The organism is Flavobacterium sp. FlaQc-49 (assembly GCF_044005985.1).
Lineage (GTDB): Bacteria > Bacteroidota > Bacteroidia > Flavobacteriales > Flavobacteriaceae > Flavobacterium > Flavobacterium cupriresistens.
Genome location: NZ_JBIPCS010000016.1, coordinates 1 through 24,865, shown reverse-complemented (window position 1 = coordinate 24,865; position 24,865 = coordinate 1). Strand labels below are relative to the sequence as shown.

Genomic DNA, 24,865 nt, shown 5'->3' with positions numbered 1-24,865 from the left:
TAATAATCTGTCAAACGGATTATTAGTTTGCCACAGATTACACGGATTAAAAAGATTTTAAAATAATCCTTTGAATCCGCGTAATCTGTGGCATTATTTATTTTTAAGTTTCAAATTTAGTTATTTGCAACTGAATTATTAATTAATTTTTTGGTTAAGTAGTGAAAACGTATGTACAGGAATATGGCTGCTGTGGTTAAACCTGCCAAAAGTCCAATCCAAACCCCCTGTGCTTTCCAGGGCGTGTATTCTGCCAAATAATACGAAATCGGGAAACCAATTACCCAATACGCCACAAACGTAATGTACATGGGTATTTTCACATCTTGTAAACCACGTAAAGCTCCTAAAACAACCACCTGAATTCCGTCAGAAATTTGAAAAACGGCTGCAATTAAAAGCAATTTCGAAGCAATACTTATCACTTCGTTGTTATCCAGCAATTGTCCTCCATTTTCCATATTCAAAAAGAGATGAGGCAGATAATTATGAAAAACAACAAACAGAATAGCAAAGAAAGTTTCTAATATAATGGCCAGCAAAAATATAGAACGGGCCACCACGACTAATTTTTTAAAATCATTTAATCCTCTTTGGTTACTAACTCTAATCATCGAGGTTACGCTTAATCCCATTGCAAACATAAAAGTCAAAGAAGACAGACTCAATGCAACCTGATTTGCTGCCTGACTTGTTTTACCGATATTACCGCAAAGCCAGATCGAAGCTGTAAACAAGACCACTTCAAAAAGCATTTGCATAGCCGAAGGAAAACCAATACTTACGATCTTTTTTATGGTTTCTTTTTTAATTTCATTAAAGCTAAAACCATTAAAAAAACGCTTTAGATCATTTCTTCTAGAGAGCATAATATGCATAAACATCACCAAAAAGATTCTGGAAATTACGGTTCCGAGTGCTGCTCCAATAATCCCCATTTTAGGAAAAATCCAGATACCGTAGATCAAGAGATAATTTATACCCACATGCAGGACATTTGCCATAACCATCGCATACATCGAATATTTGGTCATCGACATTCCATCAGCAAATTGTTTGTATCCCTGATACATAATTAAAGGAATCAATGAAAACGCCACCCAATCCAGATACGGTTTTGCAAGTACAATTACCTCGGCTGGCTGATCTAACATTTCCATTATTGGTTTTGCTAAAACAATCACACCGAACATCACCAATCCTAAAATAGTGCACAAAAATAAACCGTGATGAAATGCAGAACGAATTTTGGTATCATTTTGCTCCGCATCACCTTCTGCAACAATTGGGGTTATTGCGGTCGAAAATCCAATTCCTAATGACATTGCAACAAAGATCATACTGTTTCCCAACGAAACTGCCGCCAGCTCTGTACTACCTAATTTCCCAACCATAATATTATCGACGATACCTATTAAAGTATGTCCAACCATTCCCAAAATAATTGGGTAGGCTAATCTAAAATTATAAGAGAACTCTTTTGTGTATTGTTTTATATTCAATTTTAATGTTTTTAAGTGAACAAAGATACTCAGAAGCTTTGAATTCTCTCCTATTATCAGAAATATAAGCCAATGTTAAGAATATCCTTAATAACGCTAAGATTATATAACAATTCCTGCGAATTGTATAACAACCTCCGAGTGGTTAGAATCTACTTTTACCTTATTAATAATTCAAAAAAAAGGATCATGAAAAAATCTGAAAATCTAAAAATGTTATGCGTAGCGGTTATGGCATTTTTATTCGCCAATACAACTTTTGCCCAAGAGACTGAAGCAGTTAAAAACGAGGGTGAAATCAAAACTTACAAGCCAGGTTTTAGATTAGGTTTTGGCTTAAACGGTGGTCTCCCGACAGACAATGCTTACGATTGGTCGCTTGGAGGAGATGTGCGCTTGCAATATGATTTATCTAAAAGAACTTCACTAACCCTGACTACAGGTTTTACAAATTTATTTATCGGAGATGATGTAAAAGACCTTGGATTTATCCCTGCAAAAGCGGGTTTTAAAGCCTTTATCTGGGAGGATCAATTTTATGTATTAGGAGAAGTTGGTGCTGGTTTTGCGGTAACAAACGGATACAACGACACCACTTTTTTATGGGCTCCGGGAATCGGATATGCCAACAAATACATTGACATCAGTGTACGATACGAAGATTACAACAAATTCAAAACCAATCAGGTGGCGCTTCGTTTAGCGTACGGTTTTGATTTGTAAAAATACATTCATTATTGATCCGTTGGGTGTAATTAGATAAAGGATTATTTAACATATAGAAACATAGACTTTGAATTCACAATTTGAGATGCTTCAAGAAAATCATATTTTTTTCACATCGTCTCAAGAGTAATTTATTTCAAGTAAAACGTCTTTTTAGGCCCTGTTATCTATGTCTCTATGTGTTAAAATTAATTGCACCGAACGGATTCATTATTATTCTTTTGTTTTTGGTAAAACCCGGCAGTTTCTCATGGACTGTCGGGTTTGTAATTTTATTACGCTCCCAGTTCCTTTTTGTACATTTCGAAATTGGCTCTTATTTTATCGTCTAGTTCGGGTTCTTTGATATCGGTGTGTTTTTGCATTTCTTCCCAAATAATTTTGGCTACAATGTAACGGGCCATTTCTTTATCGTCTGCCGGAACAATATACCAGGGCGCGTGCTCTGTTGAAGTCTTATTTATTGCTTCTTCATAATATTTCTGATATTCATCCCAACGCTCCCGTTCTTTCAAATCAGCAGGAGAAAATTTCCAGTGGTGTCTTTCTTCCTCCAAACGACGCAGTAAACGCTGGCGCTGTTCTTCTTTACTCAAATGCAGAAAAAACTTTAATACGATTGTTCCGTTTTGTGCAATGTGTCTTTCAAAATTCGTAATCTGTTCCATTCTATTTTCCCAAAAATCGGGTGTAATATCATCAATCGTATTAATTCCGGGTAAATTCTCTCCTAAAATATATTCCGGATGCACCCGTGTTACCAAAACATTCTCGTAATGGGTTCTATTAAAAATTGCAAACTTTCCTTTTTCGGGTAATGCGATATAATGTCTCCACAAATAATCATGCTCTAATTCTGCCGAGGTAGGCGTTTTAAAACTATGAACCACTACGCCACGCGGATTAAATTCTTTAAAAACCTCGCGAATCAAACTGTCCTTTCCCGAAGTATCCATTCCCTGCAGGCAAATCAGAACACCGTATTTGTTGTGGGCATACATCACATCTTGCAAATTGCTCAATTTTGCCTGAACCTTATCGAGCTTATGCTCCTTTTCATCCTCATCTGCTTTTATGTCCAACAAAGTCGGAATATGCTTTAAACTTATTTTTTTTACAACTTTAAAATTATTCGGATCTATAGATTTCATACTATCAGTTTTATCATATAAGTAAATATACTACTTTTACGAAGCATATTTTTGCTATTTATGGTAATACTTTTTCAATAGGTTATTTTCATTTTTAGCACGGTTAAACTTTAGTTTTCAAAACAACATTCATGGAAAAATTCACACTGGAAATATTATTTCAAATCATCGGAATCGGGTCTGCTTCGGGATTATTCTTCAATAACAATTCTCTTTATGTCATTGGTGATAACAGTGGATTCTTATACGAATACAACATGCAGAATCAGCAATTAAATCAACATGCTTTAATCGATAATCCGACGCAAAACATTCCAAAAAATATAAAACCGGATTTCGAATCGATCACCAATCACAATGATACTTTATATGTATTTGGTTCGGGCTCTACCGAAAAACGAAATAAAATGATCGCGTTTGATCTCAAAACGAAAACCATTCTTCAAAAAAACAATCTGGTTGATTTATACGACTTAATGCAAAGTTTTGGCGAAATAAAACCGGAAGACTTCAATCTGGAAGGGGCTATTTTCGATGGAGAAAACTGGTATTTATTCAATCGTGGTAATGGAATTTCAAACAAAAACACCATTTTTACGATCCATGCGAAAAACCTGGGCGAAGAATTTGCTTTGGTCGCTGTCAATTATAAACTGCCCAAAATAAAAGGAGTGCGTTCCAGTTTTACAGATGCGATTTTAGTCGAAGATAAAATTTATTTTCTCTCTACTGCCGAAGACACCAAATCGACTTACGACGACGGAGAAATCCTCGGAAGCTTTATCGGACGCATCGATCTTAAAACTATGAAAATCGACTTCACGCAGAAAATAACGTCAACCAATAAATTTGAAGGTCTGACCTTCTACCAAAAAGCAAACGGCAAAATCGAATTTCTGCTTTGCGAAGATAATGACACCGAAGTTCTGGAAACGAAAATCTTTAAACTTAGTTTGCCTTTAAAAAACTAGTTTTCTTGTAAAGTAAAGGTTCAGAGAAGCAAAGGCACAGAGCTTTCCTATCCGGTCGCAAAAAAACAATTCGTGAAAATTCGCGAAATTCGTGGCAAAAAAATAAAAAATAATTCACTCCCAATCCAGTATCGGATTGCACTTTTTAAAAGAATGAAACAAACCATTAAAAGCTTATTTATCTTCTTACTCTTTCTTAACACTTCAATTTATGCACAAGATCGGGAATGTATCATTTTTTTTCACGAAGGAGATTCTATCGAAGGTGTTGGCCAAATAAAAAATAATAAAGTAAAATTTAAAATTACTCCCGACAGCAAGGCCGATTCCTGGGATTTCGAAACTATTTCCAAAGTAAAATTCGTTGGACTTGATTTTGTGGAAACCTATGAATATGTAAAAATAAATTCGTCCGACAAACCGAAACTACTGGAACTTGTTCTTGATGGAGAAGTCCATTTGTATCGAATGACAAAACTGCAATATTTTACAATGCCGGATTTAAAACCAACAGCCATAGCGAAAGGTGGTGTACGCTATTCGGAGACTACAGAGCAATTTACGGAGCTTTACTATCTGAAACGAAAAAAAGAGCAATACCCTACTTATATCAATCTTGGAATTCTTTCTAATTGGAAAAAAACGGCTACCAATTACTTTTCCGATTGCGATATTCTTATTAAAAAAATAAAAGACAAGACGTTTAATTCTATTCAAATTAAAGAAATCGTCGAATATTACAACTACATTTGTTACGAGCAATAAGAAGCATAAAATCAACTACTTACAACCAATCATAAATTATTTTTACTTTTTTTTAATAATCGTCCCAACCTTTTTATCTTTTTATCTCTCTTTAGTATAAAGACAACAATTGTGATAAACGAAACTCAAATTTCTAACTGTAAAAAAATGAACCGCGATGCACAGCGTCAGGTTTATGAGTATATGGCTCCAAAGCTGTATCGCCTCTGCAAGCGCTATCTAAAAAAGGAGGAAGAAATCGAAGAGGCTATGGCCGACGCTTTCTATACCATCTTTACAAAAATGGATCAGCTTAAAGAAGTTCATGCTTTTGAGGCCTGGGCCAGAAAAATAACAGTGAATCATTGTTTGGCAACCATCAGAAAACATACTAATTTCAATATGTATCTTGATGATGTCAAATTGCAGTCTCAGCCTTTTACAGACGAAATTAATCACTTAGAAGAAGAAGATTTACTCAATTTATTAAACCATATTCCAGACGGCTGTAAAACGGTCTTTAACCTTTTTGTAATTGAAGGTTACGGACATAAAGAAATAGCCAGCATGCTAAACATTTCGGAAGGCACCTCCAAATCACAATTGAATGCCTCTAAAACCAAGCTAAAGGATTTAGTAAATAAGTTGTATTATCAAAAAGCAAAATAGTCATGGACAATCAAGATAAATTATTCGAAAAAATAAAACAAGCTTCGCATAACGCCGAAAGCAAAGATTTTCCGGCAATGGAAAAAGTCTGGTCGCGTGTTGAAGAGAAGCTTGACAAAAAAGAAGCTAAAAAAACAATCGCGTTATGGAAAAAGATTGCAATTGCTGCTTCTCTTTTACTCGTGATTTCTTTAGGATCTCAGTTTATAAAAACAGACAACAGTCAAACTATTCAAAACACCAATAAAGTAGTCACAACCGATACTAAAACTGAACCTGTTCAGAAACCAATTTTAGAAGAAAGCAAAGTCGCTGTATCAGAAAACTCAAAAATAGTTTCCCAAAAAGAGGCTGAAAAAATCATAGACAACCAAATTAAGCAACAAAAAGAGATTGTACAAAACGACATACAAAGTCCAAATCCTGCAGCGGTAATTGCTTATGAAACAGTAAAGGCTGAAGCTTCTGCTAAAGCTTACATTTCGCCTCCGGTAATGGCACCCGCTTATGCAACAGAAGAAAGATCTTATCTAAAAGACAAAGCTTTTGCAACTGAAGAATTATCAAAATCCGCAAAAAGCGAATCTTACCGAATTGCAGATGCTGAGGCGTCCCCGCAAATGGCTAAAAAAAGCGCTCCATTAGTCATCATGAACGGAAAAGCACTTTCTCACAATGACGATGTTAAAAGAGATAAAATGATGCAAGCTGAGCTTTCCAACCTGAGTCCTGAAAATGTAGAGTCTTTGGTAGTACTAGCAGAACCTTTGTATATCATTGATGGAAACTACTATTCTGAAAATGATTTATTCGGGAAGAATCCGACAAGTCCTTACGCTCCTTTAAACAAACAGGAAATTAAAACCATCACCATCCTTCAGGATCTTGAAGCCACTTCAAAATATGGCGAAAAAGGAAAAAAAGGAGTCATAATCATCACTACAAAAACGGGGAAACCAACTTCGCAGCACTAGTTAAAACCTAAAATTCAATCTTAAAATTTACTATCATGAAAAGTCTAAAACTTATTTCATCAGCCATTACTATGCTTATATGTTTCGTATCTATGGCGCAGGAAAGAACAATTAAAGGAACGGTTTCAGATTATAGTTCTGTTGCACTTCCGGGGGTTAGTATCACCATTAAAAAAACAAAAACGGGTACTGCAACAGACTTTGACGGGAAATACTCGATTCGAGCTCAAAAAGGAGATATTCTTATTTTTAGTTATATCGGATTTAATACAGAAACCGTTGTCGTTAATGACAAAGACCTTATCAATGTAAAGATGAAAGAAGCTTCACAAAATCTAAATGAGGTTGTCGTTGTAGGATACGGAGCAAGTGATTCCGAATATACAACTCAAAACTACACCCGCTCGGAAAGAAAAAAAGATAAAAAGTCAGTTACCGAAATGCTTCAGGGGAGAACTCCTGGTTTGCAAGTTCAAACTAACACGCAATATGTCGCTCCTTCGAACATCAAAATTCATGGCTCCCAGTCTCTTCCATCATCAAATGAGCCTTTGTATGTTCTAGATGGAGTTCCTGTAAAATCGCAGCAAATAGCGAGAATAAATCCAAATGATATTCAGGACATGAAAGTCTTAAAAGAAACATCAGCTACCTCAATTTATGGAAGCAGAGCAGCAAACGGCGCTATCATAATTGCTACTAAAAACAACATTTACAAAAATCTTACGGAGCAGGAAATTAACAAAAAACTAAACATAACCGTTCCTGTTCAACCAGAAGTAACTAATGAAGATTATGATACGTTTGCAGAAAATGCATTCGAAAGTCCAAAAGCAGCGCCTTTGTCTACTTTCTCAATAGATGTTGATAATGCTTCTTATACGAATATCAGACGTTTTATAAACAATGGACAGGCGGTTCCAAAAGATGCCGTTCGTGTAGAGGAAATGATCAATTTCTTTAAATATACCTATCCGCAGCCAAAAGGTAAGGATCCGTTTTCTATCAATACCGAGTTAAGCGAATCTCCATGGAATCCTGAAAGCAAAATTCTAAGAATTGGTTTGCAAGGCAAAAATATTCCAACCGAAAATTTACCAGCTTCTAATCTTGTATTCTTAATCGATGTTTCGGGTTCTATGAATAACGCTAATAAGTTGCCTTTATTGAAACAATCTATGAAAATATTGGTAAACGAACTTCGCTCAAAAGACAAAGTAGCCATTGTAGTTTATGCCGGTGCAGCCGGATTGGTTTTACCTCCAACTTCTGGAGACGAAAAAGAAACAATTATTAAAGCTTTAGACCATCTAAGCGCCGGAGGAAGTACAGCCGGAGGTGCCGGAATTGAATTGGCTTATAAAGTTGCGGTCGAAAATTTTATCAAAGGCGGAAATAACAGAGTGGTTTTAGCAACAGACGGCGATTTTAATGTGGGCAGTTCATCTAACGCTGACATGGAAAGTTTAATTGAACAAAAAAGAAAAACGGGTGTTTTCTTAACTTGTCTTGGTTACGGCATGGGAAATTACAAAGACAGTAAAATGGAAACACTGGCCGATAAAGGAAACGGAAACTATGCGTATATCGATAACATTCAGGAAGCGAATCGTTTTTTAAGCAAAGAATTTAAAGGTTCTATGTTTGCTATCGCGAAAGATGTAAAAATCCAGATTGAATTTAACCCCAAACAAGTTCAGGCGTATCGATTGATTGGGTATGAAAACAGAAAACTTCGCGCAGAAGATTTTAAAAATGACGCTATCGATGCCGGCGAATTAGGAAGTAATCATACAGTTACGGCTTTGTATGAAATTATTCCGGCCGGAGTTAAAAGTGATTATTTAAATCATCAGCCTGATGCCTTAAAATATACTCCCGTTGAAGAAAACACAACTAAATACAGCACGGAATTGGCGACGATAAAATTCCGTTACAAAAAACCCGACGGAGACAAAAGTATCGAAATGGTAGCTATAATTGAAAATAAAACCATCTCACTAGAGAGCTCAAGTACCGATTTTAAATTCAGCACAGCCGTTGCCTGGTTCGGATTAAAATTGAGAGATTCAAAACTAATAACGAATAAATCTTCTGATGCTATTTTAAAATTGGCGAAACAAGGAGTGGCGAACGATACTGACGGATATAAAGCAGAATTTATTCGTCTTATTGAAGGAGTAAAGCTAGCTTATTAATAGCGGTTTTATTACATTTGGTCTCGCTTCAAAATTGAAGATTTCCATTTATAACCTAATTTTAAAAAATTAAAATGAACCCTATTTTAAACCAGAATTTATTTCTTGTAAAAGAGCATGTTGGGATGTTTAAAGCAGCAAACAATTACGACATTTACAATCCGGAAACCAATCAGATCGTTATGAATTGCCGTGAAAATAATCTTGGCTTTTTCACAAAAGTATTGCGTTTTACTGATTATAAAAGAATGACTCCTTTTAATGTTGAAATTACAACTGCCTCAGGAGAAAAATTAGTAACCGTGAGACGTGGCATCGCTGTTTTTCGTTCAACAGTAGAGGTTTTAGATGAAAAAGACCGTTTGATCGGAACTTTCAAACAAAAATTCTTTTCTTTTGGAGGCAGATTCGAAATTCTGGATAAAAACGAAAGACCATGTGCTACCCTTCAAGGAAAATGGACGGGTTGGGATTTTAAATTTTCGCATGAAAACAAACCATTGGCTCAGGTAAGTAAAAAATGGGCTGGATTGGGGAAAGAATTTTTCACAAGTGCTGACAATTATGTCCTTCAAATCGAAGAAAGTGTAGCGGCAGACAGTCCACTTAGACAATTAATCCTTGGCGCGGTAATGTGCATTGATATGGTTCTTAAAGAATAACAAAGTTGTTAAACTTAGATTAAGAAAACGGCGGAGAGCATCATTTTAGTACGCAAATGAATTATTTTTGTATGACTAAAATGATGCTTTCTGCATTTCAAAAATACTATCATGACAGATTTAAAAAATAAAAATGCTCTTATTACCGGAGCTGGAAAAGGAATCGGAAAAGCCATTGCAATTGCTTTAGCCAAAGAAGGCGTAAATGTAATTTTAGTTGCTAAAACCCAATCTGATGTAGATCAATTAAGTACTGAAATCTCTGCTTTTGGTGTAAAAACTTTGGCATTGAGTGCTGACGTTTCGGACATTAATTCCATAAATACAGCGGTAGAAAAAGCTTTAGCTGAATTTAAAACTATCGATATTCTGATCAACAATGCCGGTATCGCCGCTTTTGGTAAATTCCTTGACTTAGAGCCAGCAGCCTGGGAAAAAATCATTCAAGTGAATCTTATGGGAACGTACTACGCTACCCGTGCTGTTTTACCTAATATGATCGAAAGACAAACCGGAGATATTATCAATATATCCTCTACAGCCGGATTAAACGGAAATGCTTTGACCAGTGCTTACAGCGCTTCTAAATTTGCTGTTTTGGGTCTAACAGATTCCTTGATGCAGGAAATGAGAAAACACAACATACGTGTCACCGCTCTAACCCCAAGTACTGTTGCAACCGACATGGCAAAAGACCTGAATCTGACGGATGGTAATCCTGAAAAAGTAATGCAATCGGAAGATATTGCCGAATTGATAGTGGCTCAACTTAAATTAAACCGCAGAGTTTTTATTAAAAACAGTAGCATCTGGTCTACAAATCCTTAAACTTACAGTAAACTTCAAATTTTAAAATTCCAAATTCCAATTCTTCTTTGGATTGAATTTGTTTCTTTGAAATTTCAATCGCATTGATTGGAATTTGGAATTTTCGGAATTGGAATTTCAAAAAACTAATATTATGGAACAGTATTTAAGACAATTAATTGCAATAGAATTTACCGATAAAAAAGAAATTTTTACCGGATTTCTTATCGATTATTCTGATGACTGGATTTTATTGAGAAATAATCCGGTTGACTATATCCTTGATGGTTTTGTGATTTTGAGAAACAAAAATATCGAAGCCGTTCACAGAGACCAGGATCTTGCTTTTACCGAAAAAGTAATCCGAATGAAAGGCCTGAAAACAAATGCCGAAGATATTATTCCGATTAGGGACCTTGCGGCTATCATAAACTTCTTAACGAATAAATACGAGATTTTTCAGATTTCAAAAAAATCAGCCAAATCTGCTTATTTAGGCAAACTAATCGAATTAACAGACGAAGAACTCACCATCGACTTCTTAGACACAAGAGGTAAATTTGGAGGCGAATTGAGCTTTAATCCGCAAAAAATTAGAGTCATCGAGTTCGACACCGATTATATCAATTCCTTGAAATTGGTTGTTCAGGAAGATGTGAAGTAATATTTCACTTTATAAAACAGAAAAGTCCTTTGTAATAAAGGACTTTTCTGTTTTACATTGTCATTTCGAGCGAAGTCGAGAAATCACACTAGAGACTCCGTACAGTTTGTCATCCTTAAGGAACGAAGGATCTTCGTTTGCTGAATCGATACCGTTGAACTTCACTTTACGGAATTACTTGTGAAGATACTTCGTTCCTCAGGATGACAAAACTGCTGAAAATAGAAACGGAATACCTGGTGTGATTTCTCGACTTCGCTCGAAATGACAGACTGTATGTAACTCTTTTCTAAACTCTAACTATATAAAAGGCACTGAAATCTCAAATTTCCAACCTCATCATACATTTCACATCTTACAAAGAACATTTTACAAAGAAACATTTTACACCTCTGCCAATTTATTCAAAAACTCTAAACGAACGCTTCCGTCTTCGTCTATTTTGGTCAGGTTAATTTCTTGTAATGTATTGATTAATTCTGGATTCCACGGTGTTTTTACTTTTACGTAGTTTTCAGTAAAACCATGAATATAACCTTCTTTATTTTCGCCTTCAAACAAAACAGTTCTGTTTGTTCCTAATTGACTTTCGTAAAAAGCACGGCGTTTCTTAACCGACAATCCACGCAACATTTTACTGCGTTTTGCTCTTACGTTTGCAGGAACAGCTCCTGCCATATTTGCTGCCTCAGTATTGTCTCTTTCTGAATACGTGAATACGTGTAAATACGAAATATCCATTTCATTCAGAAAATGATAGGTTTCCAGAAAATGATCGTCTGTCTCACCCGGAAAACCAACAATAACATCAACACCAATACAGGCATGTGGCATTACTTCGCGAATTTTATTGACACGTTCTGTATAAACTTCACGTAAGTAACGACGTTTCATTAATTTTAAGATATCATTACTTCCGGATTGTAGCGGGATATGAAAATGTGGTACAAAAGTTCTGCTTTTAGAAACAAAATCAATGGTTTCATTTTTCAATAAATTAGGCTCAATCGAAGAAATACGCAAACGCTCAATTCCTTCCACTTTGTCTAAAGCCTGAACCAAATCGAGAAAAGTATGCTCGTGTTTTTTATTTCCGAATTCTCCTTTTCCGTAATCCCCGATATTTACTCCGGTTAAAACAATTTCTTTTATGTTTTGTGCTGAAATTTCTTTTGCGTTTTGCAAAACGTTCTCCAATGCATCACTTCTTGAAATTCCTCTTGCCAACGGAATGGTACAATACGTACATTTATAATCACAACCATCCTGAACTTTCAGAAAGGCACGGGTTCGGTCACCAATAGAGTAACTTCCCACATAAAAATCGGCTTCAGCAATTTCGCAGGAGTGTACTTCCCCCATGTCGTTTTTGCTTAAGTCGTGAATATAATCAGTGATTTTAAATTTTTCGGTGGCCCCCAAAACCAAATCAACTCCATCAACGGCTGCCAATTCTTCCGGTTTTAATTGCGCGTAACACCCAACGGCAGCTACAAAGGCTTTTTCGTTGAGTCTCATTGCTTTTTTTACGACCTGCTTAAATTGTTTATCAGCATTCTCTGTAACAGAACAGGTATTGATGACATAAATGTCTGCTATTTCTTCAAAATCAACACGATCAAATCCTTCATCGTTAAAATTTCGGGCGATTGTGGAAGTCTCTGAAAAATTCAGTTTGCAACCAAGCGTATAAAAGGCAACTTTTTTTCTATTTTCCATAGGAATACACTACGTTTTAAGTAGTAAGATATTATATTTACATTCTCAATTGAAGAGTTTGCAAATTTACATACAATATTCTTTAAAATAAAATCAATAATACACTATATATCAACATTTTGCATTATCCAGACAATTAAGTTTGGCTTAAAAACTATAAATTGAACCTGCTAATGACTAAAATAAGTTTTATATTTAAAAGATCTTAAATGTCCTTTCAATAGGAATAAAATGACAAAAACATCGATTAAATGCAAATAATATCGATTAAATACATTTTTTAAAAAATTAGATTAAAATTTTCTTACATTTAACTGTTCAAAATAATGCTTTCGGCTAAAAAAGTTAAGCAATTAATAAATTAATTGATCTCTCGACAGATTTTACCATAACAATTTTGATATTCTGTCGTTATGTTGTTGTTTTGTTTAATAAAAATAATGGGGAAAGCCGAAAACCATAAAGAGTAGGCAACAATTAAAAATTCCAGACTTACTATGAAAGCATTTTTACCCACAATCTGCTTGATGTTCTTAACCCTTTTCAGTTCGCAAGCGCAAACTGCAGCTGCTCCTGCAACTAATCCATTCCCGTCAATTAGCACTTTAACAGGTTGGGCCAGTTTAAACAATCAATCACAATTTGATATTGCAATCCGTGCCGTTGGGTTTAAATTTGAAGTAAAAGAACCAAGTGAAGGATCTACAGCTTACACTTACATCCGTAAGGTAACGGTAAATGAAGTAAACTATACGGATAGAATTGTTTACAGAATTACAAATAATAATTCTGCAAGTATTATCTCTTTAGTAACTGCTTCTACTGATTTAGTTAGTCTGTACACTCCACAATTGTCAACTTTCAAAAACAACAATTGTAAAACAGAAATGTCTAAGGACAAAAACACTACTTGTGCTTGTTACGAAAGCGTGAATTTTGCAATCGATCTTTGCGACGAGCGTGTTAAGCTAACTATGGGTGACGGAAATAAATATTTTGTTTCTGTAGCTAAAAAATAATTCGAAACATTTCGGAAACCTAAACTACGAGCTGTTTTCCAAATCTTTTTAATCTGTAAGAAGTACATTTGAAAAGATTTGGGATGCATTTCTTAGGGTATTATATCAGGTTTGGATTCTTATATTCATACCAAACTTCTCTTTCGTCTTCGTAATCAAACGAATTCACATAACGGAAACCCAGTTTTTCTAAAACCTTTCTTGAGTTTTCGTTTCCTTCATCTGCATAGGCATAGAGCGCCTTTACTTTCATTTCATTAAATGCATAATCCACAAAAGCTTTTCCGGCTTCGGTAGAATAGCCCTTTCCCCAATGTTTTTCAATGAAACGGTATCCGATTTCATAAAAATCTTTATGGTTATTGATTTCGTCTGTGATAAACTTTATTCCGGACCAACCCAAAAACTCATTGGTTTCTTTTAAAACAACAGCCCAGCGGCCAGTGCCAAAAGTTTTGTATTGCTGTTGCAAATTTTCAATATAAGCAATGCTTTCCTCGATGGTGGTAACGGGTTTCTTTCCCACAAAAAGATGTACATTGGGATTCGAATCCAATTCAAACATTCCTTCTGCATCAGCAGAAATCACTTCTCTTAAAATTAAGCGGTCAGTTTCAATTGGTTTTCTCATCCGATTTTAGTTTTAATTTAAAATATAACGTTGTACTACTTCTGCCACTCCATCATTATTATTTGAAGCTACAATTATATCAGCTCTGTCGCGCAATTCGGGAGTCACATTATCTACCCAAACACCCAATCCGGCATATTCAATCATACTTAGATCATTTCCGGCATTTCCTACTGCAATAATCTCGCTCTGTTGGATCTTTAGCCTTTCAGCCAAAATTTTTATGCTTGCTGCTTTATCGATTCCATATTGAGCGGCTTCTAAGAAAAACGGTTTAGACATTGAAATACTTAAATGTGGCATTGCCTCTTTCAGATCCTGCTCTACTTCTTTCAAATAAGAAGGTTCCGCCAACAAAATACATTTTACTGCGGACCTGTCAACAGCCTCTTTAAAACTTGATACTTTGCGATGTGGCATTCCGGTAATTACTTTTTCAATTTCAATAAACTCCGAATCGGTTTCGCTTATAATTTCTCCGTCAAGATAGGTAATGATATGCGTTTTCATCTTCACACTGTAATCGTACAGTTCGTGAATCTGCTTTTGTGTCAGTGTTTGCTCAAACAAAATAATATCGTCTTTAACTGTACTAATAATAGCACCGTTAAACGAAATGATATACGAGTTATTCAAATCCAATTCCAACTCCTTAGCATAAGCCGTCATAGCAGAGGTTGGCCGACCTGAAGCCAAAACCACATAAACCCCCTTGGCCTGCGCTTCAAGAAGTACTTTTTTATTTAAATCAGAAATTTTATGATCGTCAGTCAACAAGGTATCATCCATGTCGAGCACCAGCATTTTGTATTGCATTTTTTTTATTAATTTACTTTTCTCCGTTCTCAATCGCGGCCTTCAGTCTCAGTCGCAGTCGCAGTTTGCAGTCTGAATCCAGGCCTCTAATTTCAATTGTAGTACTCAATCGCATTTCACATTTTCGCATTTTACAGAAGACTGTAAACTGCGACTGAGACTGAATACTGAGACTGAATACTGAGAGCTATTAAATATTCATTCTAAAATCCTCAATAACGGGATTTGCTTTTGCAAAGTCAGTTTCCTGAATAAAAACTTCAACTGCTAAATCTGAACCTCCAAAACCACCTAGTCTTGCCGATTGAATGTTGTCTTTTTTTACCGTTTCTACTCCGGCTTCTTCTAATCTTTCTTTTAAAGCAATTGCTAATACTTCACTTCCTGAAAATACCTTCATTAATCCCATAACATTGTTTTTTATTATTATTTTTTATTTTCTATTCTAATATTGTCTTTAAATGCTTTTGAAAATCTTCATTTTCGTTCATTCCAATGTGCCCTTGCTTTTTTAATGGATAAAAAGAGCTGTTAGACCTCAATAATTTGTTTAAGCGAACTGAATTCTCATAGGGAATTAATTGATCGTCAACTCCGTGAAAAATGTAAATCGGCGCTTTTATTTTCGGCAAATATTCAAACGTTTCCAAATGAAACTTTTTCATGAAATTTGGAAAATAAGGCACTTTACTACTCGATAATTCTGTAAAACTGTAATAAGGCGATTGCAGAATTAAAGCTTTTGGTTTATTCTCAGCAGCCAAAATTGTAGCTAATCCTGAACCTATAGAATAACCCGTAATAATGATTTTATCTTCAGAATAGCGCTTCTTTAGTGTTTTATAAACCGTAGCCACATCTTTGTTTAACTGTTCTTCATTTTCAATTTCACCTTCACTCTTTCCAAAACTTCTGTAATCTAAGATAAAAAGATCGTAACCTAAATGGGTATAAACTTTAGCCATCTTTCCCCAGGTTTCCAGTGTTCCTGCATTTCCATGAAGATAAAAAACCAAGCCTTTTGATTTTTCGCTTTTAAACAACAATCCATTTAAGGTTGTACCGTCGTAAGATTTGATATTTAGCTCTTCGAATTTCTCCTGATAGTCAAACTGATATTCTTTGGGAAGCGCGGCACTTTGAAAAACCATCCCAACCTGATTGAAATACAGATAAGAAATCAGCAGCAGATAAATCACAACAAAAAAGACTACAAGTACAATCGATAAAAATTTAAGCGTTTTAAATATCTCCATAAAATTTATCGCTTCACTACCCTATTCCTCTTCAGTTTGATCTTCTTCTTCGTCAAGTTCTTCTTCCTCATCAAATTCTTCATCCTCTTCTTCTTCCTCCATATCAAAAATATAAGGCTCCAGTAAAAATTTCTCTGCCAAAATTTCGATACGTTCCGTTAATTGCTCGGCAAAAATGATTCTTTGTGTTTTTGCAATACTATTCGAAATACGCATGATTTTAGTTTCATGACGTAGCTTTAAAATTGGATCTGCATCATCTAAAACAAACATTTTCAAACGGTTTACATTATACCCTGCCGTTGTAAACATGTCGCTTAATTTATTTGGTGTTCCGATTAAAACATCAATTCCTGTTGAAATATAGTTTTTATCGTAATCCATATCTCCTTTGTCATGTACCCCGTACACTTCAAGATCGGTATACTTTCCGTATTTTGCAAAAAGCTCTACCATTTCCAAAACTTTAGTTTTATCTTCTACAATAATCAACGCTCTTGGAGATTCTTCGACTGAACCTGCCAATTGCTGAATTACATTGATTACAATGGTAGTCGATTTTCCACTTTTTTCCGGAGAAAGAATGATACAGTCAGCACCACTTTTAATAGTCGAAAAAGTCTCTTGTTGCAATACATTTGCCTCTGTTAAACCATTTTCGATTAAAGCGTCTTGTAATTGTTCTTTTATTTTTTTTAGTTTCATTTTTTTTACACTTTATGCTTTAAGCTTTATACTCTAAGCAAAAATTATTTATATTATTTAACGAAGTCCAAAGCTTAAGGCCTAAAGCCTATTGCTTATAGTCCACTATTTGCTCGCGAACATTTTTACGTCCGTTTCTGAGATTTCGTTTCCTCCTAAGATAATCAATCTTTCTACTACATTTCGAAGTTCACGGATATTCCCTGTCCAATCGTATTCCTGTAATAGTTTTATGGCTTGTGTTGAAAATACTTTGATGGCATTTCCTTGCTCGGAAGCAATTTTCTCTGTAAAATGGGTAATCAAAGCCGGAATATCGTCACGTCTTTCGTTTAAAGGCGGAACTTTAATCAAAATAACAGCCAGCCTGTGGTACAAATCTTCACGGAAACGACCTTCGGCAATTTCTGTTTTTAAATCTTTGTTCGTAGCTGCTACAACACGAACGTCTACTTTTATATCTTTTTCGGCACCGACTCTTGTAATCATACTTTCTTGCAACGCACGCAATACCTTCGCTTGCGCGGAAAGACTCATATCACCAATTTCATCTAAGAAAATAGTTCCTTTGTCTGCCGCTTCAAACTTTCCGGCGCGATCTTTCACTGCAGATGTAAAAGCACCTTTTACGTGTCCGAACAATTCACTCTCGATCAACTCACTTGGAATTGCAGCACAATTAACCTCAATCAAAGGGAAATTTGCACGTTCACTTTTTTCGTGTAACTGATGTGCCACCAACTCTTTTCCGGTTCCGTTTGGCCCTGTAATTAAAACCCTGGCTTCTGTTTGTGCAACTTTATCAATCATTACTTTGATATGAGAGATTGCTTCACTTTCGCCAACCATTTCGTAATTTTTACTGACTTTTTTCTTCAGAATTTTATTCTCAACTACCAGTTGTTTTTTATCTAAAGCATTACGAACGGTATTTAACAAACGATTTAAATCGGGTGGTTTTGAAATATAATCAAAAGCGCCTAATCGCATGGTATGAATTGCCGTTTCCATATCCCCGTGACCTGAGATCATCACCATCGGGATTTCCGGCTTTATTTTTTTGGCTGCTTCTAAAACCTCAACGCCATCCATTTTTGGCATTTTGATATCGCACAAAACCAAATCGTAGTCGTTATTTTTTATTTTTTCGAGACCCACAGCACCATCCTCGGCTTCTTCGACCTGATAGGTATCATTTTCTTCTGATAAAATTTTTACCAAAACTCTTCTGATCGCTGCTTCGTCTTCTATAATTAATATTTTACTCATCTTTATTAAATTTGAAACCAGTACTTATTCTTTCTCTTTTTTTGAAGCCAAATTTACCGGCACGCTTATTACGTTTAAGTCCCTTTGCGGGAACGGAATTGAAATATTGTTTTCTGCAAACAGATCATTTATTCGGAACCTAATTTCGCTTTGAATCCCCGGTGTCTGCATACCATGAATAACATAAAAGTGAACTGAGAAGTTTAGCGAAGAATCTGCAAAGTCATCAAAAGTAACTTTAACCGTTCCTCCTTTGACAATTCCTTCAACTGAATCTACTGCCTGATGCAATAATTTTTCAACTAAACGAACATCGCTTCCATACGCTACTCCAACGGAAACACTTTCCCGGTTACTCGAATTATTCTGAGTCCAGTTAAAAAGTGTGTCGTCCATAAATTTATGATTCGGAATGATCATCACACGATCATTTCTGGTCACAACAATGGTGGTTCTTAATTTGATCTCTTGTACCAATCCTACACGACCGTCGACTTCAATGATATCACCAACATGCAAAGACTGATCCAAAATGATTAGAACTCCCGAAATAATATCCTGAAAAAATGTTTGTAATGCAAACCCCAAACCTACAAACAAGGCAGCAGAGGCGGTTAAAAACACATTGACATTTACTCCGGTTGCGTTTAGCATTAATACAATTACAAAAAGGTAAACGATATACTTAACGACCTGAAAAACACTATTGAACTTCTTTTTGTCTGCGACAGGAAGTTTTTTACTAAACAACTTCTGAATTAACTTTAATACGATCGATGTTGCCGTTATAGCAAGAAAAAGCAGCATCAAATCAAGTAGCGAGATTTTTACATTTTCGCCATTAATAAAATTGTAATTAATAAATTCAATAATATCCTTCCACATAATTTTTAATATTTAAGCCATTTGTATAACTCTTTCCAGGTTGGTTTCTTTCCGTACATTAAAATACCGACACGATAAATTTTCGCAGCGAACCAAACGACAAGCAAAAAGGTCGCAAACAATAAAGATACTGAAATTGCAATTTGCCACCAAGGCACTCCAAACGGAAGTCGCATTAACATTACAATCGGTGATGTTAACGGAATCATCGAAAACACCACGGCAATAGTTCCATGCGGATCATTCACAACGGTAAAAAATCCGATATAAACACTCAGAATTAGAGGCATAATAATAGGTAAAAGGAATTGTTGTGAATCGGTTTGATTATCAACAGCAGCCCCAATCGCGGCATAAAATGAACTATATAAAAAATACCCTCCAATAAAATAAATAACAAAACCAATTACAATACTGGCAATAGGCAAATTCCATAATTCAGCAATGTACATTTGTGCTGTTCCTGAAAATTCCTGCTGTGCGGACTGCATTACTTCGGGAGGAATTCTTCCTTCCGGTCCTACATTCACACCAAAAAAAGCAGAAGCGACAAACATTAATCCGAGACCAATGACGACCCAAATCAAAAACTGTAACAATCCTGCAAGTGAGGTCCCGACAATTTTACCGATCATCAACTGAAAAGGTTTCACCGACGAAATAATAATTTCAATAATGCGATTCGTTTTTTCTTCGATCACGCTGCGCATTACCATATTGCCATAAATGATAATAAACATCATAATTAAGTAACCGAATCCGCCACCAATTACAATTTTCATCCAATTTAATCCTTTGAATCTCTTTTCACCCTTTGTATTTTTCAAAACCACATCTACTTTAGATTGTGCTTTTTTAATTTGCAAAGTATCTATGTTTGCTTTTTGCAGGTTGAATGCGGTAAGCTTTTTCTCTACTAAATTTTGTACATCTTTTATAAAAGGTCCCGGAAGACTTTCGCCGGATATCAATTCTACTTTACTTTCCAGATCTTTTAAGTTGCCGGTTTTAGGGATCACAATTAAACCACTAAAATTTTCATTGGTAATACTATCCTTTAAACTCTTAACACTTATCTCCGATAAATTAAGGTAATGGTATTCGGCCTCTTTTTTATTCTCTTTCAGAAAATCGTCTGCAAACAAACCCGTTTCATCATGAATTGCAATACGCTTTGTATCTGCTTTCATTGAAGCTAAATAACCAATAAATACGGTAATGGCAACAAACAACAACGGACTCAAAAATGTCATGACAACAAAAGACTTGTTACGAACTTTTGCTATAAATTCTCTTTTTATAATTAATGATATAATGCTCATTTTTTATTTTAGATTTTAGATTGCTGACTTTAGATTTTCAGATCTTAGGGTTTCACTCTAAAATCTAAAATCCAAAATCTAGTTTTTGTTTTCCGTTACGGTTTTAATAAAAATATCATTGATACTTGGAATCTTTTCCACAAAATGGGTGACTTGTCCACGCTGTGTCAAAAGATGCAATAGTTCGTTTGGAGTCGCATTTCCGATTTGGATCTCTAACTTCAGATCTTCATTTAAGGATTTAAACTGTGCCGGGGCAACGGTAAATTTCTGTGTAATATCATACATCAGACCTTCTACATTATCGGTCAGAATACCCACTTCAAAACTATTGGTTCTAAACTGGCGTTTTACATCGCTAACCTTTCCTTCGATTAATTTATTTGATTTATGAATCAGTGCAATATGGTCGCAAAGTTCTTCTACACTTTCCATACGATGCGTAGAGAAAATAATCGTTGCGCCTTGCTCTTTTAATGCCAAAATTTCATCTTTTATGACATTGGCGTTTACAGGGTCAAAACCTGAAAAAGGTTCATCGAAAATCAGTAATTTAGGCTTATGCAAGACACAAACTACAAACTGTATTTTCTGTGCCATTCCTTTAGAAAGTTCCTGAATTTTCTTGTTCCACCAACCCTGAATTCCCAGACGGTCAAACCAGTATTCTAACTGTTGTTTGGCTTCTGCCTTAGAAAGACCTTTCATTTGTGCCAGATACAAACATTGCTCGCCTACTTTCATTGAAGTATACAAACCTCTTTCTTCGGGTAAATATCCTATTGTTTGTACATGTTTGGGTTGTAATTTTTCTCCGTCCAGAATTATTTCACCGCTATCGGGCAAAGTAATCTGGTTTATAATACGAATTAGAGATGTTTTTCCGGCTCCATTGGGACCTAATAGTCCATAAATACTACCTTTTGGTACATTTAATGAAACTTCGTTAAGCGCTACATAATCACCGTATTGTTTTACGACTTTATGTACTTCGAGTAAGTTGCTCATGCTGTTATTAGAATTTTCTGCGTCAGTTTGATCATTGTGCTATCACGGGGTTGTAAAAGTAAATAATTCGAAGCGAATCTGCGTTACAATACGCAAAAAACCCATCCTAATGTTTCTATTAGAATGGGTTTTAGTATTTATTTCAATTTTTTAAAAAGAGTTTGCGCTATGAAAACATATCTTTTACTTTCTCAAAAAATGATTTTTCTGACTTTTCAGGACTTGGAATAAAATGATCGTCGTTTAACGCATTTTCAAAAAATTGTTTTTGCTCTTTGTTTAACGTTTTTGGCGTCCAAACATTTACGTGCACTAACAAATCTCCGCTTCCGTAACCATTTATACTTGGAATTCCTTTTCCTTTTAATCTTAAGATTTTTCCGGATTGAATACCTTCTTCTAATTTGATACGAACTTTTCCGTTGATGGCTTCGATGTCTTTAGAAATTCCTAAAACAGCTTCCGGGAAACTGATATACAAATCAAAATGAATATTCTCTCCTTCGCGTTTCAAAAACTCGTGTTCTAACTCTTCGATAGCAACAATCAAATCACCTGGAATACTATTTCCCGGAGCATCATTTCCTTTTCCGGAAACTTTAAGCTGCATCCCGTCAACAACACCTGCTGGGATTTTGATTGATACGGTTTCGTCTTCCAGAACCATTCCTTGAGAATCTGCTTCAGAAGGTTTTTTATCTAAAATTTGTCCGGAACCACCACAAGCAGGACAGGTAGATGCTGATTGCATTCTTCCTAAAATAGTGTTGGTAACACGCATCACCTGACCTTGACCGTTACAAGTCGTACAGGTTTTGTAGGTAGCTCCTTTGGCTTGAACTTTACGTTTTACTTTTACTTTTTTCTCTACTCCATTGGCAATCTCTTCTAAAGTCAATTTAACTTTAATTCTAAGATTACTTCCTTTAGAGCGACGAGGGCCTCCGCCTCCGCCACCACCGAATCCACCAAATCCGCCACCAAAAATATCACCAAACTGGCTGAAAATGTCATCCATATTCATCCCGCCATGGCCACCACCGCCAAATCCGCCGGAACCATCAAATGCTTGATGTCCGTATTGATCGTATTTCGCTTTTTTGCTTGGATCACTTAAAACTTCATAAGCTTCTGCTGCCAATTTGAAGTTTTCTTCTGCCTCTTTGTCGCCCGGGTTTTTATCCGGGTGATATTTTAGTGCACTTTTTCGGTACGCTTTTTTAATTTCAGCAGCATCGGCACCTTTTGAAATGCCAAGTATTTCGTAAAAATCTTTTTTCATAATCTAAGTTAAATTCCAAATCTTAAACTCTAAATTCCAATGCTTAAAAAATTGACTTTCAGAATTTTATTTGCATTTTAGTTACCGATAACTACTTTAGGGAAACGGATAATTTTGTCTCCTAATTTGTATCCTTTTTCTATAACATCAACAATTTTACCCTTCATTTTATCAGAAGGTGCAGGAATTTGAGTAATTGCTTCAGCAAAATCGGCATCAAAAGCATCACCTGCTCTAACTTCAACCTGCTCTAAACCTTTACCTACTAAAGTGCTTTTTAGTTTTTCATGAATTAACTCCACTCCTTTTGTCAAAGTTTCATCTTCAGATTTGTTAATTTCTACAATTGCTCTGTCAAAATCATCTAAAACAGGAAGCATTGCTAACAAAACCTCTTGATTTGCCGATTTAAATAAATCGATACGCTCTTTTGAAGTTCTTCTTTTGTAATTTTCGAATTCGGCAAATAATCTCAGAAACTTATCTTTTTCTTTTGCCAAGTCTTGAGCTAATTGCTCTTCAACACTTAATTCTTCAACAATTAACTGCTCACCGTTGGCATTGTTCTCTAACGTTACATCATCTAATTCCTGATCGAATTCTGTATTTTCCGTAGTCATATTACTATTATTTTTAAAAATATTTTTAAACTTCATTTTTTATTCTTTCTGTTGGACTGCAAAAGTACTGCCAAATCTTCTAAAATGTCAAATTGTCACTTTGTCAAGAATAGTAGCAGTCCCTCAAAGAAGTATTCCTCAAAATGCATTCACAAAAACAAAGGGCAACATACAGCTACAAACAACTACATATCAACAAATTAACAAGCAAGTAATTTATAACTCACCTCCTGACTTGTTAAACTGCTAAAAAAACAAACAAAAAGTAAGAATATTACTATGTTTGCAATATGCTATAATGTAAACAAATCTGATTTTGCAAAACTTTTATATCGTAACGTAATACTAAAATAAAATGATTAAACTTTATAAAACAATTCACAACCAACTCCACTATTGGGAGATCTGGCAAGTGGATGAAAAAACAGCCATCGTCTATTGGGGTATTGTTGGAAAATTGGGGCAATACAAAGAAATTAAAAGTGGTATTTTCATCAATTTACCAAGAACGCTTAAAAACAGAATTAACACAAAACGAAAAGAAGGATATACAGAGCTTGATGAAAAGCAATTTTTATATCTGGAGATTGCATATAAAAATCAAACTTTCGAGAAAGAAAACGACTTAGAAAAACGATACAATCTTGAAGAACGAATCAGTCATATACTCGAATTAAGAAGTCTTGGTCATTGCAACAGCATTGCTACCAAATGTGATAGCTTAGAAATTGGGTGTATCGTTACCGATTATAATCTTGCAAAAAAAGTAATTGACGAGGAACTAAAAAATATCGAATTTGGCGACTTTACCATAATTTACAAACACTCCTGCAAATCCAACCTGACCAAAATGCTTTTGCGCACCCAACAGAATTGATTGCCTTCAAAAACAATTAATTGCACTTTAAAAAAAGTAGTCAATCGTTCGTTTTTCACTTTAAAAATTTAGTATAATTTTAAGACTATTACGTTTTAGTATATGGTATATTTGAGCATCAAACAAATACAAAAGTATTACCAAATTAAAATTGAATTTAAGGGTTTAGCCTCGGCTTTATAAATAATTATTAATTCAAGTTTACCTTATATTAAAAAAAAGCTTCGTCTACATTCAGACGAAGCTTTTTTTATACTTTTTTTGTCTTGTCCTGAAATAGCGATACACAAAAAGTGTCATTATGGAAAACCATCAGGAATTACGCTATGTAAAGCGTACCCAAAAAGACTACAGTATGTCTTTTAAATTACAAATTGTTCAAGAAATA

General features: G+C 35.2%; 25 protein-coding genes. 11 read left to right on the top strand and 14 right to left on the bottom strand.

What is annotated here, in order from left to right:
- Positions 1-116 precede the first annotated feature (116 nt).
- On the bottom strand, positions 117-1,502 hold the full coding sequence (locus tag ACHRV3_RS21410; RefSeq protein WP_395427381.1) for an MATE family efflux transporter: 1,386 nt from the start codon (positions 1,500-1,502) through the stop codon (positions 117-119).
- A 189-nt stretch (positions 1,503-1,691) separates the two neighbouring features.
- Between ACHRV3_RS21410 and ACHRV3_RS21405 the strand changes: the two genes are divergently transcribed.
- Positions 1,692-2,225 (top strand): hypothetical protein, encoded by a 534-nt coding sequence (locus tag ACHRV3_RS21405; protein WP_047778509.1) that lies wholly within the window; start codon positions 1,692-1,694, stop codon positions 2,223-2,225.
- Positions 2,226-2,503: 278 nt separating this feature from the next.
- Here ACHRV3_RS21405 and ACHRV3_RS21400 read toward each other — a convergent pair whose 3' ends face one another.
- Entirely contained in the window at positions 2,504-3,379 is an 876-nt protein-coding gene (locus ACHRV3_RS21400) for a PPK2 family polyphosphate kinase (protein ID WP_395436061.1), read from the bottom strand.
- 131 nt (positions 3,380-3,510) lie between these two features.
- Here ACHRV3_RS21400 and ACHRV3_RS21395 point away from each other — a divergent pair, with 131 nt between their 5' ends.
- From ACHRV3_RS21395 to ACHRV3_RS21360, 8 genes are all read left to right on the top strand, one after another.
- Entirely contained in the window at positions 3,511-4,350 is an 840-nt protein-coding gene (locus tag ACHRV3_RS21395) for a DUF6929 family protein (RefSeq protein ID WP_395436060.1), read from the top strand.
- Positions 4,351-4,503: 153 nt separating this feature from the next.
- Positions 4,504-5,115 (top strand): hypothetical protein, encoded by a 612-nt coding sequence (locus tag ACHRV3_RS21390; protein ID WP_395436059.1) that lies wholly within the window; start codon positions 4,504-4,506, stop codon positions 5,113-5,115.
- A 147-nt stretch (positions 5,116-5,262) separates the two neighbouring features.
- A complete protein-coding gene (locus ACHRV3_RS21385; RefSeq protein WP_230002987.1) occupies positions 5,263-5,763 on the top strand; it encodes an RNA polymerase sigma factor in 501 nt (166 codons plus the stop codon).
- 2 nt (positions 5,764-5,765) lie between these two features.
- Positions 5,766-6,737, top strand: coding sequence for a hypothetical protein (locus tag ACHRV3_RS21380; protein WP_395436058.1), 972 nt, complete (start codon positions 5,766-5,768; stop codon positions 6,735-6,737).
- 35 nt (positions 6,738-6,772) lie between these two features.
- Entirely contained in the window at positions 6,773-8,935 is a 2,163-nt protein-coding gene (locus tag ACHRV3_RS21375) for a von Willebrand factor type A domain-containing protein (RefSeq protein ID WP_395436057.1), read from the top strand.
- A 74-nt stretch (positions 8,936-9,009) separates the two neighbouring features.
- A complete protein-coding gene (locus ACHRV3_RS21370; protein WP_395427375.1) occupies positions 9,010-9,597 on the top strand; it encodes an LURP-one-related/scramblase family protein in 588 nt (195 codons plus the stop codon).
- A 111-nt stretch (positions 9,598-9,708) separates the two neighbouring features.
- Positions 9,709-10,425, top strand: coding sequence for a 3-ketoacyl-ACP reductase (locus tag ACHRV3_RS21365; RefSeq protein ID WP_395436056.1), 717 nt, complete (start codon positions 9,709-9,711; stop codon positions 10,423-10,425).
- Positions 10,426-10,558: 133 nt separating this feature from the next.
- Positions 10,559-11,068, top strand: coding sequence for a hypothetical protein (locus tag ACHRV3_RS21360; RefSeq protein ID WP_047778518.1), 510 nt, complete (start codon positions 10,559-10,561; stop codon positions 11,066-11,068).
- Between the two features lie 384 nt (positions 11,069-11,452).
- Here ACHRV3_RS21360 and mtaB read toward each other — a convergent pair whose 3' ends face one another.
- A complete protein-coding gene (gene mtaB, locus ACHRV3_RS21355) occupies positions 11,453-12,787 on the bottom strand; it encodes a tRNA (N(6)-L-threonylcarbamoyladenosine(37)-C(2))-methylthiotransferase MtaB (RefSeq protein ID WP_395436055.1) in 1,335 nt (444 codons plus the stop codon).
- A gap of 497 nt (positions 12,788-13,284) precedes the next feature.
- On the opposite strand from mtaB, the gene ACHRV3_RS21350 reads away from it, so the two are divergent.
- Positions 13,285-13,806, top strand: coding sequence for a hypothetical protein (locus ACHRV3_RS21350; RefSeq protein ID WP_047779176.1), 522 nt, complete (start codon positions 13,285-13,287; stop codon positions 13,804-13,806).
- A 100-nt stretch (positions 13,807-13,906) separates the two neighbouring features.
- Here ACHRV3_RS21350 and ACHRV3_RS21345 read toward each other — a convergent pair whose 3' ends face one another.
- From ACHRV3_RS21345 to ACHRV3_RS21295, 11 genes are all read right to left on the bottom strand, one after another.
- On the bottom strand, positions 13,907-14,437 hold the full coding sequence (locus ACHRV3_RS21345) for a GNAT family N-acetyltransferase (RefSeq protein ID WP_395436054.1): 531 nt from the start codon (positions 14,435-14,437) through the stop codon (positions 13,907-13,909).
- A 12-nt stretch (positions 14,438-14,449) separates the two neighbouring features.
- Positions 14,450-15,253, bottom strand: coding sequence for a Cof-type HAD-IIB family hydrolase (locus ACHRV3_RS21340; protein WP_395436053.1), 804 nt, complete (start codon positions 15,251-15,253; stop codon positions 14,450-14,452).
- Positions 15,254-15,443: 190 nt separating this feature from the next.
- Positions 15,444-15,662: a putative signal transducing protein gene (locus ACHRV3_RS21335; RefSeq protein WP_047779179.1), complete on the bottom strand. Its 219-nt coding sequence runs from the start codon at positions 15,660-15,662 to the stop codon at positions 15,444-15,446.
- A gap of 31 nt (positions 15,663-15,693) precedes the next feature.
- Positions 15,694-16,509 (bottom strand): alpha/beta hydrolase, encoded by an 816-nt coding sequence (locus tag ACHRV3_RS21330; RefSeq protein ID WP_395436052.1) that lies wholly within the window; start codon positions 16,507-16,509, stop codon positions 15,694-15,696.
- A 21-nt stretch (positions 16,510-16,530) separates the two neighbouring features.
- Positions 16,531-17,214: a DEAD/DEAH box helicase gene (locus ACHRV3_RS21325; protein WP_395427370.1), complete on the bottom strand. Its 684-nt coding sequence runs from the start codon at positions 17,212-17,214 to the stop codon at positions 16,531-16,533.
- 105 nt (positions 17,215-17,319) lie between these two features.
- Complete coding sequence (locus ACHRV3_RS21320; protein ID WP_047779182.1) at positions 17,320-18,483, bottom strand: sigma-54 dependent transcriptional regulator; 1,164 nt, start codon at positions 18,481-18,483, stop codon at positions 17,320-17,322.
- 24 nt (positions 18,484-18,507) lie between these two features.
- Positions 18,508-19,368, bottom strand: a complete 861-nt coding sequence (locus tag ACHRV3_RS21315; protein ID WP_230002997.1) for a mechanosensitive ion channel family protein — start codon at positions 19,366-19,368, stop codon at positions 18,508-18,510.
- Positions 19,369-19,373: 5 nt separating this feature from the next.
- Positions 19,374-20,690, bottom strand: coding sequence for an ABC transporter permease (locus tag ACHRV3_RS21310; RefSeq protein WP_395436051.1), 1,317 nt, complete (start codon positions 20,688-20,690; stop codon positions 19,374-19,376).
- Positions 20,691-20,768: 78 nt separating this feature from the next.
- The gene (locus ACHRV3_RS21305; protein WP_047779185.1) at positions 20,769-21,698 is read right to left on the bottom strand and encodes an ABC transporter ATP-binding protein; all 930 of its coding nucleotides are present in this window, start codon (positions 21,696-21,698) and stop codon (positions 20,769-20,771) included.
- A gap of 166 nt (positions 21,699-21,864) precedes the next feature.
- On the bottom strand, positions 21,865-22,980 hold the full coding sequence (dnaJ, locus tag ACHRV3_RS21300; protein WP_047779186.1) for a molecular chaperone DnaJ: 1,116 nt from the start codon (positions 22,978-22,980) through the stop codon (positions 21,865-21,867).
- 77 nt (positions 22,981-23,057) lie between these two features.
- Positions 23,058-23,636, bottom strand: coding sequence for a nucleotide exchange factor GrpE (locus ACHRV3_RS21295; protein ID WP_047779187.1), 579 nt, complete (start codon positions 23,634-23,636; stop codon positions 23,058-23,060).
- Positions 23,637-23,955: 319 nt separating this feature from the next.
- On the opposite strand from ACHRV3_RS21295, the gene ACHRV3_RS21290 reads away from it, so the two are divergent.
- Positions 23,956-24,477, top strand: coding sequence for a hypothetical protein (locus ACHRV3_RS21290; RefSeq protein WP_395436050.1), 522 nt, complete (start codon positions 23,956-23,958; stop codon positions 24,475-24,477).
- Positions 24,478-24,865 lie beyond the last annotated feature (388 nt).